The following is a 16128-nucleotide window of genomic DNA, read 5'->3' as shown; positions in this document are numbered from 1 at the left end:
TTTTACTTTTTGTGTCGGTTGTTTTCATCTTCTTTTCATAAAATGGAGAAGCTTTTCTCCGAAAGGTAACTGACGTAACTCTGCTGCTGTAAATATGTTGCTGCGAATCGTAAGAAACAAATAAAGAATTGCACCGAGAGCGGCGCCAGTTAACGCTTGAAAGGTAGCAAGTACTCGTCCACTCATGAATGAGAGTTCCGTAACAGAGAGATACAAATTTAAAAGAATCGCCATCATAATAGCAGAACTAAGGATCGTCAATAACACATGTACAGAAATGAGTTTGACACTTTGGTTCCATTTTAACCGAAACAGCAAAGCAATTACCATCAACGCTAACGCAATGTATGTCGCGTACACAGCCCCGTAAATGCCCTCATGCGGTACAAATAAGCGATTCAGAAAGTACTTCAGTCCCACTCCGATTAGAATCGTCCACGCTGGAAAAAAGCTATTTCCTAAGCCTTGATGAACTGCTGCCAAGGTTATGACAAGGGAACTTAGTAAAATAACAAAAGAAAGTAACCCTAAAACGGCTGAACCTTTATCATTTTCAAATAGCATGACATTTGTTTGTCTCACAATCGTCCAAAGCCCTACTGAAGCGCCAACGCCAAATAGAAGGCTCACCCTTATGACCAATTGGATTTTTTCATTGAGAAGCTGAGGTTGCTTCATTTTTACGTATGTAAGAATCGGTACAAGTGATAAGCTCATTGAAGTAGCAACAACAGAACCTAATTGAATAAGTGGCTGGCCTCTGTCATATACACCCTTTAATGTTTTCGCTTCAATCTCAGAAAAACCTGATGTCGTCAATAATGCATAAAGATTGAGAGCATCTGCTAACTGGATAAAAATGAGTAATAAACTACTTACACAAATAGCAAAGCTTTGGACAATAATCTCTTTAGACAGCTGGAAAAACGAGCTCACAGGCTTGTGCTTCTGTCTCATTCTTGGTGCTCTTTTTATTTCTTTAATAAAATAGAATAGCAAGATTGCAAAAGCTGCCAAAGAGGCTAAAATGACACCATAGTAAACGCCACCGCTAACAGAATAAATCGAAGCACCCATTTTAGTGAGTATATAGGCATAAAGCAAAATAAACAGCACTCTTATAAGTTGCTCACTCACTTGAGAAACAGCTGTTGGCATCATATTTCCTTTTCCTTGAAAAAAGCCTCTAAGCACTGATACCAGTGGTAAAATTAAAAAACTAATAGCAACAATACGCAAGGAATCAGCCAATTGAGGATCGTTCATATAGTGAGCTAAGGCATCCGCACTAAAATACATTGCGAAGCAACATAAAACAGCGATCATTGATAACAATAATCCGGCGACTTTTAATAATCGCCGTCCACCTTCCTCACCACTCTTTGTTCTTTGCTCAATATATAGTTTTGAAATCACAACTGGAAAACCTGTTGTGGCTAATACAAGAAAGATCCCATAAAAAGGGTATACTTGTTGATAAATATAAAAACCGATATCTCCTACTATGTTTTGGAAAGGAATGCGATAAACCGCGCTTAACAGTTTGACAATCATTCCTGCCGCAGTCAAAATAACCGCACCTCTCATTATACTCGTAGAAGTTTGATTGGTATCCAGAAGATATCTCCCCCTATAAGCACGACGATACCGCTTAACTATGAACTTCGAAATGTATTATAGCATATTCATTTATGGTTATTTGTCTCACCGCTCCTTGCCTGAAGGAGGCATTTTAAATATTTGAGTTGAAGTTTTGCGGTAACTGGATGCTTGTCTATGATTTCTCCTCTTGTTTAATCAATTCCTACTTGTATGTATCAACTTTTTCAGGATAAGTGAACACATAAGCGTCATTAATTTCTTCATAATCGGGTTCCTTTGATTGAACGCTTACATCATCCAAACAAATTTCATTGAGTGCTTCTTTGTAAAATTTTATCGTGAACTTAATCGTTTCATCTTTTCAAAAGCGACTTCTTTTACCCGTTTAGACATTTTCTCTTGAATCGTTTTCATCGTTACAATATCTACACAAAAATAAAACGAACAATCATCATTAAGAATGTGATTGTTCGCACTTAGATGAAGCCGGAATAAAATCCTAGCTCATATTACCTTTATACTATGATTCCATTTGTCTCGCTAAAAATCCAGCTGCGGTTTCAACGGATTTTTGTTCAACTGCACCAATGGTGTCATCTTTCGCAAGGATTACGACGGCGCCAATTGGATCGCCATTGGCTACTATTGGTCCTATTGTGTAAGATGCGACGGATTCTGTATGATTGTCTACAAATGAAATTTCGCTTGATTGGGTCACAAGAACAGAGCTACGATCCTCCATTGTCTTCTCTACTAGATCACTAATACTCTTATTTAAGTAATCCTTCTTAGAGCCTCCTGCAACAGCGATATATGTATCTCTATCGCAAATTAAGACCGGATTTCCTAAGCTATCATATAATGCTTCTGCATATTCTTTTGCGAAGTCACTAAGCTCAGAGATTGGTGAGTATTTCTTTAAAATCACCTCTCCATCGCGGTCTACAAAAATCTCAAGTGGATCTCCTTCACGGATTCTTAAAGTTCTCCGGATTTCTTTAGGAATGACGACACGACCCAAATCATCAATACGACGAACAATACCTGTTGCTTTCATTCAACGTTGCCTCACTTTCATCTGATGATTAAATTACTGAAAAGAAAAAGCCGCTTAACTCTAACCGATACATGGCCATTAGGACGATACAACGAGAATTCTTCCCATTTATTCCTTCACTAATGATAAATTTTTCCCTTTACAGATGATATTCGGTTAAAAATACAGCTTTTACTTTTCAAAATAGCTATGATTCATAAGGAAGATATCATGAATGCATCGCCATGTTTGAACTTAGTATCTTTCATAAGGAAAGTTATATACACGTCCAACTATTTTTTCTTTTAGGTGTGATTCATTCCAGAAAGGGATAAACATTCCATTTATTTGCTCTATCATTGAAATACCCTTGTCCTTACTCAATCAAACATTGCCACTCTTACAATAAAATTACCAATATTTTTCTACTGTTACTTGGCGGTTTTTTCAGGAACCTTCTTTGTATCTTGTAATCCTTTCATAAAGGTAAACGCGTTTTCTAACCATTCTTTCGTCGCAATTCCCTTTATATGGAGAACGGCTTTTAGTTTTTTCCCATCCATACCAAGCCCAATCATACGGCCAAATTGATTGCTAAGCTTGAATACTTTTTGCCCATCAGCTTCCACACTACCTTGCTCAGATAAAAGGACAAGCACTTCATCTTTTGATTGCTTCACTAGTTCGACTCCAGCCACTTCACCATATACTTTCATTTCAGCAATTTTAAATAAATACGCGACTTCTTCCGGATAATCACCGAAGCGGTCAACCATCTCATCTTTCAATTCATCAATATCCTCTAGACTCGTAATCCCTCGGAAGCGTTTATACATTTCAATTTTTTGATGCCCATCAGAAATAAATGCATCTGGAATATAAGCATCAATTTCCAAATCAATTTCCATTGGTTCTTTTCTCGGCTCACCGCCCATGGATTCTTTTCTCTCTTCAATTGCTTCTTTTAACATTTGTGAATATAGATCAAACCCAACAGAATCAATAAAGCCATGTTGCTCCGCTCCAAGTAAATTACCTGCACCTCGAATCGTTAAATCTCGCATGGCAATTTTAAATCCAGAGCCTAGCTCCGTAAATTCCTTAATCGCCTGCAGACGTTTCTCTGCCACTTCTGTAAGGACTTTATCTTTACGATAAGTAAAGTACGCATAAGCCACACGGTTAGACCTACCTACCCTACCTCGCAATTGATACAACTGTGATAAGCCCATGCGGTCAGCGTCATGCACAATTAATGTATTTACATTTGGTATATCTACACCAGTCTCTATGATCGTTGTACTTACTAAGACATCATATTCCCCGTCGAAGAAACCAAGCATGACGCTTTCTAATTCATTCTCTGTCATTTGACCATGCGCATAAGCGACCCTTGCATCAGGGACAATCATAGAGATTTCCTCTGCTTTACGCTCAATATCCTCTACGCGATTATAAAGGAAATAGACTTGACCACCGCGTGCTAATTCTCGCTCGATTGCTTCCCTCACCAATACACCGTTATATTCCATCACATATGTTTGTACAGGAAAACGATTTTCAGGTGGTGTCTCAATAACTGATAAGTCCCGAACACCCAGCATGGACATATGCAATGTACGTGGAATTGGTGTCGCAGTTAATGTTAAAACATCAACATTGGTTTTTAATTTCTTGATTTTCTCTTTATGCGTCACACCAAACCTTTGTTCTTCGTCTATAATCAACAAACCAAGATCTCGATAAGTCAAATCCTTAGAAAGAATACGGTGTGTACCTACGACCACATCGACTGTCCCCGCTTTTAATCCTTTAATCGTTTCAGTTTGTTGTTTTTTCGTACGGAATCGACTCAACATACCGATTTTCACAGGGTAGTCTTGGAATCGCTCTAGCATCGTTTCATAATGCTGTTGGGCAAGGATCGTTGTCGGCACAAGAAAAGCAACTTGTTTACCATCAGCCACTGCTTTGAAAATCGCTCGTATTGCCACTTCTGTTTTTCCATAACCCACGTCCCCACAAAGCAAACGGTCCATTGGCCTTTCTCTTTCCATATCCTTTTTAATCTCATTGATGGAACGAATTTGATCTTCTGTTTCTTGATATGGGAAAGCAGATTCAAACGCTCGCTGCATATCACTATCAGGACTAAAAGCGTATCCTTTAGATGCTTCTCTTTCGGCATATAATTTAATAAGATCATCGGCGATATCTTCAACAGAGGATTGGACTTTTTTCTTTACCTTCTTCCAATCGTTACCGCCAAGTTTATAAATCTTCGGTTCTTTTGATTCAGACCCTACATATTTTTGTACAAGGTCAATTTGTTCAACAGGAACATACAGTTGATCACTGCCTTGATAGCGAATATTCAAATAATCTTTATGGACACCATTAATCTCTAACGTTTCAATTCCTAAGTACTTCCCAATACCGTGGTTAACATGAACAACGTAATCACCAATCTTTAATTCAGAATAGCTTTTAATTCTTTCTGCATTGGAAAGTTTTTGTCTTCTCTGTTTCTTTCTTGTTTTATGATTAAATAGCTCTTCTTCTGTAATCACGGCAATCCGTTGATTATTAAGCTCAAATCCTGTTTGAATTGCCCCTTCTAAAATCTGAATTCTTCCTTGTGCAAGGAGAGAGTCCTGCTTGATGATAGCGGATTCAATATCATAGTCCTCTAACACATTCTGCAATTTATGAACCCGTTCTTCATCTACAGCAAGAAAAACAATCGCATAATTACCTTTTTTCCAACGATCGACCTCTGTTTTAAGCACATGCATTTGCCCATGAAAATTTTGCATCGGCTTACAGGAGATATTGATAATATTTTGCGGATTTGTATTCGGTACATGTCGTAAAAATAATGACATATAAACAATCGGGTTTTTCTTTGAATACATTAATTCTTTTAAAGAATGAGAAGTGACAACGTCATGAATAATCTGTCCTTCTTCAAGTAGGTTCGTGTACCACTCTGCTTCTTCTTTATCTAAAGAATCATTCATTTCTTGTACACGACTGACTTCATCTACAAAAATCAATCCATTCGCGGGAAGATAGTCTACTAAACTACTGCCTCCCTCATAGGCAAGAGATAAATATTTATATAATTGTTCTGGCTTGGTACCAGTCTTTAATTGTTCTAGTTCATAACCGATATTTTGTGTAAGGCTTTGTTTGGCTTGGTCATTTTTTAATTTTTTTAAGCTTTTACCCAACCCTGACTCTAAAGCATGAATAAGCCGCTCAAAATGTTCCCCTTCCATTGGTGTTTCCGTAGCTGGCCCGATTAACACACGATCAACCTTTGACTTTGAACGTTGATCTTCTAAAGAAAAGAAGCGGATAGAATCAACTTCTGTATCGAATAATTCAATCCTAATAGGGTCTGACTCTGTTAACGGATATATATCGATAATACCACCACGAACACTAAATTCACCTGGTGAGGAAACCATCTCCACTCGACTGTAGCCCATTTGGATAAACTGATTTAATTGTTGTTCGGTTAGCTCATCGCCCACTTTTAACGTTAACTGAAGTTTACTCCACAACTCTTTAGGTGGGAGGACCTTCTTTAATCCTGCCATTGGCACAATCATGACACCATTATTTGCTGACATCATATGGTTGAGAGTTTCAATTCTTTGCCCTTTTAATTCTGGGCTAGATATACTTAATTCAGCTGCAATTAACTCATTTGCAGGATACAAGAATACTTGCTCTTCTCCGAGAAGTTGTGTTAAATCATCATATAATTTTTGAGCTTGCAATAAATTGTGGGTTGTCACAAGTAAGGGGCGTTTAGATTGTTCATATACTGCCGCCAGAAAAAGCGTTCTGGCTGAACCCGTTAAACCTGCCACCATTTGTTCATTTAACCCTTCATCTATGCCTGATAGTACAGACAAGACCTCATCCTGTTGTGAAAATATTTTTTTAAGCCCTAACATGCAGTAATCCTCCTATTACAAAAAGCAACATCTCTCCCTCAACCAGAGAAAGCTACTACTCCCCTATTTGCTCTTCTTTTTAAATACTTTTTTAAAGCACTTTAAGCTCCCTAAACCTCATATAGGTTAGGAAGCCTAATTTTTCTTACTTACATGTTTATACTCACATAGCGTATAAATCATGCGAGTTTTTTCAAACAATGGTTGTTAACTTTATATAATATTCGATTTAAATAATAAAAGTCCCTCTATTATCGTACTAAACTTTTTTCCTATCTATCGAAAAGTAGTATAAAGAAACAGAAAAATGCTTTGGAAAGAACTCCAAAGCTTTAATGAATAAGAAAGTCTTGCTGATAGTAGTCTGGATTACGCTCTAGTGATTCATGGCAATCCTCACAAATTGCCTTCACATAAACGTTACCCGAATGGTCATACTGAATCATTTCATGTCTTTCTTCTTCATTTAATTTATGAAAGCCTAATTGCTCTGCTTGAACCGTTTGTTTATCGACAGTCCCTAAAGATACACCACAATGGCGGCATGAGTAATGAATAGCCAACAATAACACTTCCCTTTATCCATCAATTGTCATTATTATTGACGTTTTATTGGAAGGTTATGCACATCATTATATCATGATTGATTGTATACATTCATAACTTGAAGGAAAGGTATATTTAACCATTCTTCACACGCATCAGTACATTTATTAATGACTGTTCTCATTTCGTTCATTTCTTCCTCAGTAAACTTACCAAGTACATAATCGGGGACTTTCATTCCTTGAGGTGGGCGGTCTATTCCCACTCGCATGCGGTTGAATTCTTGTGTACCGATATGGGCAATCGTTGATTTAATCCCGTTATGTCCTCCAGCACTTCCTTTTTGTCGCAAGCGAATCTTTCCAACCGGCAAGTCTAAATCATCATAAATGACGACAATATCTTCTATCTCGATTTGAAAATAATCCATCAGTGGTCTAATGGATTCTCCGGATAAATTCATATATGTAAGTGGTTTTAATAAAAAAACCTTTTCTCCTTTTACAAATCCAGCACCATACAATCCTTTAAACTTTGATTGATCAAGCGGAATATCCCACTTTTTAGATAATTCATCGATCACATCAAATCCAATATTATGTCTAGTATGATCATAGGGCTTGCCTGGATTACCTAATCCTACAAATAGTTTCACTAAGCACACTTCCCCCTTACCTCAAATAAGGACTGACCCATTGGTGCTCTGGTCAGTCCCCACCTCAGATTGATATTATTCTTTTTCGTTTATCACTTCTGGTTCTTCCTTAACTTCCTCTTCTTGTGGTTCTTCTTCCACACGAGGAGGGAGAACAGAAAGAATGGTCTCTTCGGCATCATGTTCAATTTCATACGAGGAAGCACCTTTTAAATCTTCAATAGTGACAACATCGTTTATCTCTAATTTAGAAATATCCACATCAATTGATTGCGGGATATTGCCAGGTGTACCTGTGACTGTAATCTCATGTAGTGCTTGTTGCAAAACGCCACCTTCTTTAACACCTGGTGACTCACCGACCGTATTTACAGTCACTTCTGCAGTAATTTGTGTAGATTTATCTACAGATAATAAATCCGCATGTACAACTGTATTTTTTAGTGGATCAGCTTGATACTCCGTTAAGACAACATCTACTTTTTCACCATCTATATTGACTGAGAAGACACCATTTCTACCGACTTCTCTAATCGTTTTAATAAAATCTGCTTCAGTAAAAAAGATTGGCTTACTCTCCATCTTCGTGCCATAAACAATTGCTGGAACATTACCATCTGCACGAATTTTAGTTAAAAATGAGTGACGAAACTCTTTTCTTTCCTTCGCTTCTAAAACAGTCATTCTAACGTCCCCTTTCATAATTTAAGGCTTATTCTTTAAAGATTCCCTAATTAACTGAAAGATAAACATCGCTTAACTTTTTTGTAAGCAAAATGCCCATATTCTAACTAGATATGATGATTCAAGAGATGGCAGGCTTCAGAATTGATTAATCGAACAACACGCTTACAGATTGCTCTTCGTGGACACGAATAATTGCTTCTCCGATAAGAGATGCCACAGATAGCTCGACGATTTTTCCTGTTTTCTTCTCTTCATCAAGAACAATAGAGTTAGTCACTACTAGCTCTTTAATTTGTGAGTTTTCAATACGATCAATTGCCGGTCCGGATAAAACAGGGTGTGTACAGCAAGCATACACTTCTGCAGCTCCATTTTCGACAAGTGCATTGGCAGCCAAAGTAATTGTACCAGCCGTATCGATAATATCATCAATAAGAATAGCGATTTTTCCTTCAATATTACCAACAATATTCATTACTTCTGCCACATTTGGTCTAGGACGGCGCTTATCAATGATGGCAATTGGCGCTTTTAATTGATCTGCCATCTTACGTGCTCTTGTTACACCACCATGGTCAGGTGAGACAACAACAATATCTCCCTCTACCTTGTTCTTAAAGTATTCAGATAGAATCGGTACACCCATTAAGTGATCGATTGGAATATCAAAGAATCCTTGAATTTGTGGAGCGTGTAAGTCGAGCGTAATCACACGTGTTGCGCCAGCTGTTTCTAATAAATTGGCAGCAAGTTTCGCAGTAATCGGTTCACGCGCACGTGCTTTACGGTCTTGACGAGCATATCCGTAATAAGGCATAACGATATTGATTGTTTTAGCAGATGCTCGTTTTAAGGCATCAATCATAATTAATAATTCCATTAAATGCTCATTTACTGGATTACTAGTTGATTGGATTACATACACATCACAACCACGAATACTTTCTTCGATATTAATTTGGATTTCACCATCGCTAAAACGCGTAACCGAACATTTACCTAATTCTACACCGATAAATTTAGCAATTTCACTGGCAAGTCCTTTATTTGAATTCAAAGTGAATACTTTTAAATTGGGATCTAAATACTGGTTTGACATGATGCGCCTCCATAAATTTTTATTTCTTTTGATTTAATTGATCTACATAATTTTCTTTGTTTACTTGACGAGCACGGGCGATAGATAGGGCATTGCCTGGTACATCATCTGTAATCGTAGATCCAGCTGCAATATAAGCACCTTCACCAATTGTAACTGGGGCAACCAAGTTTGAGTTACACCCAACAAATACACCGTCTTCTATCTTTGTTAAATATTTATTCTTTCCATCGTAGTTAACTGTTATTGAACCACAGCCTAAATTAACGTCTTTTCCGACCTCAGCATCACCAATATAGCTTAAATGTGAAGCTTTACTACCCTTGCCAAACTTTGCTTTCTTTATTTCTACAAAGTTGCCAATTTTAACTTCGTCATCAATTTGCGATTGTGGTCTAATATGGGCAAAGGGACCAATCTTTACTGCCGCACCAATTTCACTATCATGTGCCACTGATTGCTTTATGACCGTTTCTCTGCCAACTTGACAGTTTTCAATCTGAGTAGAAGGGCCAATTTCACAATCCTCACCAATAATGGTATGACCCATCAACATAGTACCAGGGTAAATAATTGTATCTGAACCAATTTCGACATCGACACCGATATAAGTATTTAATGGGTCAACAATTGTTACACCATTTTTCATATGACGTTCGTTGATACGTTTCTTTAAATACATCTCAGCTTGTGATAACGCCACCCGATCATTTACTCCTAATGTTTCCTCGAAGTCAGGTGTTTGATACGCTGTAACGATTTCACCTTGGGCTTTTAAGATTTCAATGACATCAGGTAAATAATATTCACCTTGGGCGTTATCATTAGATACTTGTGATAGCGCTTGGAATAAAGCTTGGTTATCGAAACAATAAGTCCCCGTGTTGATTTCTTCTATCAATCTTTCTTCTTCTGACGCATCCTTATGCTCAACAATTTTCTCTACATGACCAGCAGTATTCCTCACTACACGACCATAACCTGTCGGCTGACCAGTATGTGCTGTTAAAATAGTTGCTTTCGCAGATTGTTCTTCATGATGTTTAAATAACGCTTCCATTGTTTCTGCTTTGATCAATGGTGTATCTCCGCATATAACAAGCGTGACACCTTCTTTATCCCGCAACAAATCTTTCGCTTGAATAACGGCATGCGCCGTACCAAGCTGTTCTTCCTGCAAACGGTATTCACTCGCTTCTCCCAGCTGTGATTGAACTAGATCTGCTCCATGACCAATGACAGTAACAATATCTTTTATATCAAGTGAAGATACTTGATCAAAGACATGCTGAACCATTGGTTTTCCACAAACAGGGTGTAGCACTTTATATAGCTTAGATTTCATCCGTGTACCCTGACCAGCAGCTAAAATGACCGCATATCGATTAGACATTTAAAGTCCTCCAATTAACCTTTTTATCCATTAAAAAATATATCCTAAATAGCATATGATTTCAAGGAATGAAAGGAAAGTACATATTTTTGTCAATTAGAATGACTTTTTTACACGTCTAAACCCACCCTTAATTTATACACAAAAAAGAGCCCATACCTTAGATGTATGAACTCCTATTGCATGTCTATTTTTTTACGAAGCACCCGCTTCTTCAAATTCTACTTCCTCTAATTCTCCTAAACGATGGTACTCTGCTAATACTGCTTCCTGGATTTTACCGCGAGTCCCGGAATTAATCGGATGAGCAATATCTCTAAACTCTCCATCCGGAGTACGTTTACTTGGCATCGCTACAAATAAGCCGTTATTACCATCAATGACACGAATATCATGAACGACAAATTCCTGATCCAAAGTAATAGATGCAATCGCCCTCATGCGGCCATCCGTATTAACGCGGCGTAATCTTACGTCAGTTACTTCCATTCTGTTCACCACCTTTTTCCAGTAGATAAAATCCTTTACTTACAATTCCACATATAATTTCAAACTCCTTCTTAATTAGAAAAAATATTTCGTAATTTTAGGACAAATGGATGACTCTCATTAAAATTCTTCCAAATATCATACTTCTTTTACTGTATCTATTGAGTGATAGTTCCTTTTTTCCTCATAAAAAATACACCATCCTTTTTTTAGAATGGTGTATCTTGTCACACGAGATTTACTTCACAAGTGCGATTACTTCTATTTCAATTTTTGCTTCTTTTGGCAATTTTGCTACCTCTACACAAGAGCGAGCGGGTTGATGGTTATTGAAATACTCTCCATAAACTTCATTCACAGTCGCAAAGTCGTTCATATCTTGGATGAAGACGGTTGTCTTGATGACTGTTTCAAGTGATGCACCTGCTTCTTGTAATACTGCTTGTAAATTTTTAAATACTTGATGGGTTTGATCCTTTACATCACCATCTACCATCACACCATCTTTGGTTAATGGTATTTGTCCCGAGCTATAAAACATATTATTTACAACAATACCTTGAGAATACGGTCCAATAGCCGCTGGAGCTTCATTCGTTTGAACGATTTTCATTTCAACCTTCCTCCCTCTCCCAACTTAAATCCTTTTGAAGTAGTTTCCTTCTGTTACATTAATACGTTTCTCTCTAACATCTACATCTGCTAACTGCACGAGAGATACATACTCATCAACTAAACGTTCATCTGCATTTTCTGATTCTACTAAGACAGCAATCCCAGCTAGTGTAGCTTTAAATTCGTCTAGCATACTAATCATGCCATTAATTGTGCCGCCAGCCTTCATAAAATCATCAACAATAAGCACTTTCGAACCTTCTTCTAAACTTCTTTTAGAAAGAACCATCGTCTGAATCCTTTTTGCAGACCCTGATACATAGTTAATGCTGACAGTAGATCCCTCTGTCACTTTACTATCTCTTCTGGCAATGACAACAGGAACATTAAGATAATTAGCGACTGCATAAGCAAGTGCAATTCCTTTTGTTGCAACTGTCATAACCATATCAATATTTTTATTAATATACGCCGATGCAATTAGCTTACCGCATTTTTGTACAATCATAGGGTCACCTAAAATATCAGTCATATAAAGGTAACCGCCTGGCAAGAGCCGATCAGGACTTGCAATTAACTCACATAATTCAGCAATGATCGGTTTCGCTTCTTCATCTCGTACCTTCACCTGATATCTCACGCCACCCGCTGCCCCAGGAACTGTTTCTAACGTGCCTATTCCGCGAAGCTCAAAAGTGTCTTTTATTATCGCTAAATCTTCACTAATGGATGATTTAGCTGAACCATATCTTTCTGAGAAAAAGGTTAAGGATACCAATTGTCTTGGATGCTCTAAAAGATAATGTGTCATATCAATTAGACGTTCACTACGACGAAATTTCATGATTGGCCCTCCTTTTAATTAAAAAACCGAATATTATAACGATAATATTACATTATCATACGCCTTTAATCAAGTTTATGCTGTTCTCCAAGCAGTCTAACTGCAAAAACTTGGTCACAAAATCCCCTTAGCCCATTATAAATACGGTGCATACGAGAATCATGCTGCGCTAAACCAAATACAGTCGGACCACTACCACTCATTAATACTGCATCCGCACCAAATCTCTGCATCTGTTCTTTAATTTGGTTAACCTCTGGATGCATTTTTAACGTCACACTTTCAAGGACATTAGACATATGTGCGCAAACCTCACTATAAGACTGATTTTCAATAGCCTTCATCATTCCTAATGTTTGCGGATGTTCAATTCCTTGTAAATTTAAGCGACGATACACCTCAGCAGTCGAAACACCAATAAAAGGTTTAGCTAAAATCACCCAGCATGTTGGTGGAGCTGGTAAAGCTTGAATAAGCTCTCCTCTACCTGTAGCAAGGGCTGTCCCTCCATAAACGCAAAAAGATACATCAGAGCCGATTTCTGCACCGATTTCCGCTAACTCATCAATCGTTAACCCTAATTGCCACAGCTTATTTAAGCCTCTTAACGCGGCTGCTGCGTCACTGCTTCCCCCAGCTAATCCTGCAGCAACAGGAATCACTTTTTCAATCGCAATACTAACCCCTTGCTTCACATTAAACCTGTGCTTTAGCAAATGTGCTGCCTGATAAGCTAAGTTCCTATGGTCATCTGGAACAAAACGATTATGTGAAACAATTTTTATCTCATCTTTATCCAATAACGTTAATTCAAGACGATCTGCCAAATCAATGGTTGTCATAATCATTTCTACTTCATGATAACCATCCTCTCGTTTACCGAGGACATCTAATGATAAATTGATTTTAGCAGGAGCCTTTACTAAAAGTTTCAAACTCTCCACCTACTTTACAAATTTCAGGACGACTCCATTTTTTGTCCTATTTTACCACAAAACAAGAAAAGTAAGACGTATGCAATAATATTATTCAATATTAAGATTAATTTTTTAACATTAGCCAGGGGATAATATGCGTTTTCACACTGATAAATAAGCAAGCAGAAATTAGCCTTTCGATGGATTGTTTTTTTAGAAACATGATGTCCCGCCAAACCCTAAGGGAGTTGTGGTGTAGATGTCTGCTTCGATTTACAGGGCTTGCCCAATCACAAATCGTCCACCTAACTCTTGTTCTATTTTTAAGCACAAAAAAACTCCTCCATAGGTAGCCAGTTTTTGTCTACTTTATGGGGGAGCATATAGCGTTTATTCATCTCTATTTCTTAATAAAAGCACAATGAATTCATTTTGTACGATAGGATGCTAAGGCTTTCTCTACTGCTCTTTTCACCATGTTGCCAGCATCTTTAGAAGTAATTCCGCCCCAGCCTTCTTGTTGAACTGTATCATAAAAGCCTAATTCTTTAGCGAGTTCTTCTTTCATTCCTTCTGACATGATTCGCCTTCTTCTACTCATCCTTAAGTCACTCCTTATTCATTGCTACTCCTATCGTTCCTCAAAAGAGATGCTTTCATAACGGTAATTACTAGTAGTTGTACTAGCCTTTATAAAACACAAAAAAGCAGCAATTCGTTTGCCGCTTTTGTTGATGTTATATAAGGTTAGCTTAAAGCAACTTGTCCTGATGTGTCTTCATAGAAAGTAATTTGAACCGTTTCTGTTAAAACATCCGCATAGCTGTAAGATACGCGTTCAAATGCATTTTCATCTTGATCTAACTCGATGACAAATACAGATGGATACGTTTCAGCTAAAACGCCAGACCGTTCAATTGTCTTTCTGCGTCCGCCATTAGCCTTGAGCATGAGCCTTTTACCAAGATTTGAATCAAGTGCCTTTTTAATATCCAATAATGTTTTTCCCATTCGGTCCACCTCACTATAAAAAGTATACCACCATACCACAATTAAGTCAAGTAAAATTATTAATTATATCAATAAACAAAAACAGTTGCAACACATTTCGTTCTACTTTTTTTGCTAATTTTCTACATCCCTAACATTCCCCATCTTTTTGGAAATTATGTAAAATAAATGAGAATCTTATTTTTCCAAATAAAAAAGAAGCCCTACCGACGTTGGCAAGCCTCTCTAACATAACCTTATTTATCATTTCTCCAAAAAGGCAAACTCCTTTTACAATGTCCCAAACGGATCAATAGGTTGCTCTTCTTCTTCCTCATAATGGAATGGCATACCGGTTCTAAGCACACCTTTTGTTTCTACACCACCTAAACCTCTTTCCCCAGATAGTGTATTTCTTAACACATCCCAAACACGAATATGCTCATTATAAGGAGTAAAACTAATTTTACTTACAATATAAACCGGATCTAGCGCATGAATATTTACTCTAGATGGAGAACTGGCAAAATTCGCTCCAGCATGTATGAGGGATTCAAAGTGAGATTGACAAGCTCCAGCAAAGATGACCAGTTGGTCTAAATGAGGAACCTTCTTCCTCGCTTCTTTCACCGTTTGTACAAAATGCTTAGAGTGGCGGTAAGCTTCTATATCTGACTTACTTCCCTTTGCCTTTGTATATGCGTCATGACCAGTAATAACTAAAATATCCGGTCGATAATAATCCACTAATTCCCCAATAACACGAGGCATATCTTTTTCACTTAAGTGTAGTCCAGTAACTGGAATTCCGATTTTCTCATATACCGTTAAACATTTCTTTAAATACCCTGGGTCACCATCAAGATGTAATACCTTCCCAGGCAATTGAAAATAATTAGCTGCTTTACTATATCCCTCAGTTACTGTATATTCTCTTTTCTCCTGCAATAGATGAACATCTTGACGGAATAATTCAAGAGATTGTTCTTCAAGCGTGCGGAATTCCTGCATAATTCTTCGCTGATCAGACTGACTCATGATAATAAGATCCTCATAAGGAGCATCTGCAATGAGCCTTATATCTTCTCCATATAATACCGCCATCTTTTTCCCATCATGCTCTCTTATGTCAATAACACGGAACATAATATCACAACGATAGGAAACCCTCCCAACGATATCCATTAATTTTATAGTCACAGTCGTCACTCCATTTTGGGCCATTTCCCTGAGTCTGTTTCTTTAGTTAAATTATGCGCCAATGCTTGGACCTGTGCTTCTCTATAG

Annotated in this window: 15 protein-coding genes; all 15 read right to left on the bottom strand. The window is 37.6% G+C overall.

The window, feature by feature from the left end; genetic code table 11:
- Positions 1 to 24: 24 nt before the first annotated feature.
- Positions 25 to 1587 (bottom strand): putative polysaccharide biosynthesis protein, encoded by a 1563-nt coding sequence (locus tag MHH73_RS00315; RefSeq protein ID WP_341063990.1) that lies wholly within the window; start codon positions 1585 to 1587, stop codon positions 25 to 27.
- Positions 1588 to 2122: 535 nt separating this feature from the next.
- Positions 2123 to 2659 carry a stage V sporulation protein T gene (gene spoVT, locus MHH73_RS00310; RefSeq protein ID WP_191817014.1) on the bottom strand — a complete coding sequence of 179 codons (537 nt, stop codon included), beginning with the start codon at positions 2657 to 2659 and terminating at the stop codon, positions 2123 to 2125.
- Between the two features lie 410 nt (positions 2660 to 3069).
- A complete protein-coding gene (gene mfd, locus MHH73_RS00305; protein ID WP_341063988.1) occupies positions 3070 to 6606 on the bottom strand; it encodes a transcription-repair coupling factor in 3537 nt (1178 codons plus the stop codon).
- A 332-nt stretch (positions 6607 to 6938) separates the two neighbouring features.
- On the bottom strand, positions 6939 to 7169 hold the full coding sequence (locus MHH73_RS00300) for an anti-sigma-F factor Fin family protein (RefSeq protein WP_191817012.1): 231 nt from the start codon (positions 7167 to 7169) through the stop codon (positions 6939 to 6941).
- 74 nt (positions 7170 to 7243) lie between these two features.
- Positions 7244 to 7807, bottom strand: a complete 564-nt coding sequence (gene pth / locus MHH73_RS00295; protein WP_191817011.1) for an aminoacyl-tRNA hydrolase — start codon at positions 7805 to 7807, stop codon at positions 7244 to 7246.
- A 75-nt stretch (positions 7808 to 7882) separates the two neighbouring features.
- Positions 7883 to 8491: a 50S ribosomal protein L25/general stress protein Ctc gene (locus MHH73_RS00290; RefSeq protein ID WP_191817010.1), complete on the bottom strand. Its 609-nt coding sequence runs from the start codon at positions 8489 to 8491 to the stop codon at positions 7883 to 7885.
- 148 nt (positions 8492 to 8639) lie between these two features.
- Positions 8640 to 9593: a ribose-phosphate diphosphokinase gene (locus tag MHH73_RS00285; RefSeq protein ID WP_095371283.1), complete on the bottom strand. Its 954-nt coding sequence runs from the start codon at positions 9591 to 9593 to the stop codon at positions 8640 to 8642.
- A 19-nt stretch (positions 9594 to 9612) separates the two neighbouring features.
- Positions 9613 to 10986: a bifunctional UDP-N-acetylglucosamine diphosphorylase/glucosamine-1-phosphate N-acetyltransferase GlmU gene (gene glmU, locus MHH73_RS00280; protein ID WP_341063985.1), complete on the bottom strand. Its 1374-nt coding sequence runs from the start codon at positions 10984 to 10986 to the stop codon at positions 9613 to 9615.
- Between the two features lie 195 nt (positions 10987 to 11181).
- The gene (gene spoVG / locus MHH73_RS00275; protein ID WP_095371285.1) at positions 11182 to 11475 is read right to left on the bottom strand and encodes a septation regulator SpoVG; all 294 of its coding nucleotides are present in this window, start codon (positions 11473 to 11475) and stop codon (positions 11182 to 11184) included.
- A 238-nt stretch (positions 11476 to 11713) separates the two neighbouring features.
- The gene (locus MHH73_RS00270) at positions 11714 to 12088 is read right to left on the bottom strand and encodes a RidA family protein (protein ID WP_191817008.1); all 375 of its coding nucleotides are present in this window, start codon (positions 12086 to 12088) and stop codon (positions 11714 to 11716) included.
- A gap of 24 nt (positions 12089 to 12112) precedes the next feature.
- A complete protein-coding gene (gene purR / locus MHH73_RS00265) occupies positions 12113 to 12934 on the bottom strand; it encodes a pur operon repressor (RefSeq protein ID WP_191817007.1) in 822 nt (273 codons plus the stop codon).
- A gap of 65 nt (positions 12935 to 12999) precedes the next feature.
- On the bottom strand, positions 13000 to 13878 hold the full coding sequence (gene ispE, locus MHH73_RS00260; RefSeq protein ID WP_445662508.1) for a 4-(cytidine 5'-diphospho)-2-C-methyl-D-erythritol kinase: 879 nt from the start codon (positions 13876 to 13878) through the stop codon (positions 13000 to 13002).
- 400 nt (positions 13879 to 14278) lie between these two features.
- A complete protein-coding gene (locus tag MHH73_RS00255; RefSeq protein ID WP_191817005.1) occupies positions 14279 to 14452 on the bottom strand; it encodes a small, acid-soluble spore protein, alpha/beta type in 174 nt (57 codons plus the stop codon).
- Between the two features lie 146 nt (positions 14453 to 14598).
- Positions 14599 to 14862 carry a biofilm formation stimulator Veg gene (gene veg, locus MHH73_RS00250; RefSeq protein WP_095371290.1) on the bottom strand — a complete coding sequence of 88 codons (264 nt, stop codon included), beginning with the start codon at positions 14860 to 14862 and terminating at the stop codon, positions 14599 to 14601.
- 270 nt (positions 14863 to 15132) lie between these two features.
- Positions 15133 to 16041, bottom strand: a complete 909-nt coding sequence (gene yabG, locus MHH73_RS00245) for a sporulation peptidase YabG (RefSeq protein WP_191817004.1) — start codon at positions 16039 to 16041, stop codon at positions 15133 to 15135.
- Positions 16042 to 16128 lie beyond the last annotated feature (87 nt).

This window comes from Cytobacillus sp. FSL K6-0265 (genome assembly GCF_038003465.1).
In the GTDB taxonomy this organism is placed as follows: Bacteria; Bacillota; Bacilli; order Bacillales; family Cytobacillaceae; genus Cytobacillus; species Cytobacillus stercorigallinarum.
The sequence above is the reverse complement of the archived record's forward strand: the minus strand, read 5'-3'. Positions and strand labels throughout refer to the sequence as shown.

Bases quoted from the DNA above. Each gene is read 5' to 3' on its own strand.
- MHH73_RS00315 (WP_341063990.1), bottom strand. From the start codon at position 1,587: ATGAGAGGTGCGGTTATTTTGACTGCGGCAGGAATGATTGTCAAACTG.
- spoVT (WP_191817014.1), bottom strand. From the start codon at position 2,659: ATGAAAGCAACAGGTATTGTTCGTCGTATTGATGATTTGGGTCGTGTC.
- mfd (WP_341063988.1), bottom strand. From the start codon at position 6,606: ATGTTAGGGCTTAAAAAAATATTTTCACAACAGGATGAGGTCTTGTCT.
- MHH73_RS00290 (WP_191817010.1), bottom strand. From the start codon at position 8,491: ATGACTGTTTTAGAAGCGAAGGAAAGAAAAGAGTTTCGTCACTCATTT.
- MHH73_RS00285 (WP_095371283.1), bottom strand. From the start codon at position 9,593: ATGTCAAACCAGTATTTAGATCCCAATTTAAAAGTATTCACTTTGAAT.
- glmU (WP_341063985.1), bottom strand. From the start codon at position 10,986: ATGTCTAATCGATATGCGGTCATTTTAGCTGCTGGTCAGGGTACACGG.
- spoVG (WP_095371285.1), bottom strand. From the start codon at position 11,475: ATGGAAGTAACTGACGTAAGATTACGCCGCGTTAATACGGATGGCCGC.
- MHH73_RS00270 (WP_191817008.1), bottom strand. From the start codon at position 12,088: ATGAAAATCGTTCAAACGAATGAAGCTCCAGCGGCTATTGGACCGTAT.
- purR (WP_191817007.1), bottom strand. From the start codon at position 12,934: ATGAAATTTCGTCGTAGTGAACGTCTAATTGATATGACACATTATCTT.
- MHH73_RS00255 (WP_191817005.1), bottom strand. From the start codon at position 14,452: ATGAGTAGAAGAAGGCGAATCATGTCAGAAGGAATGAAAGAAGAACTC.
- veg (WP_095371290.1), bottom strand. From the start codon at position 14,862: ATGGGAAAAACATTATTGGATATTAAAAAGGCACTTGATTCAAATCTT.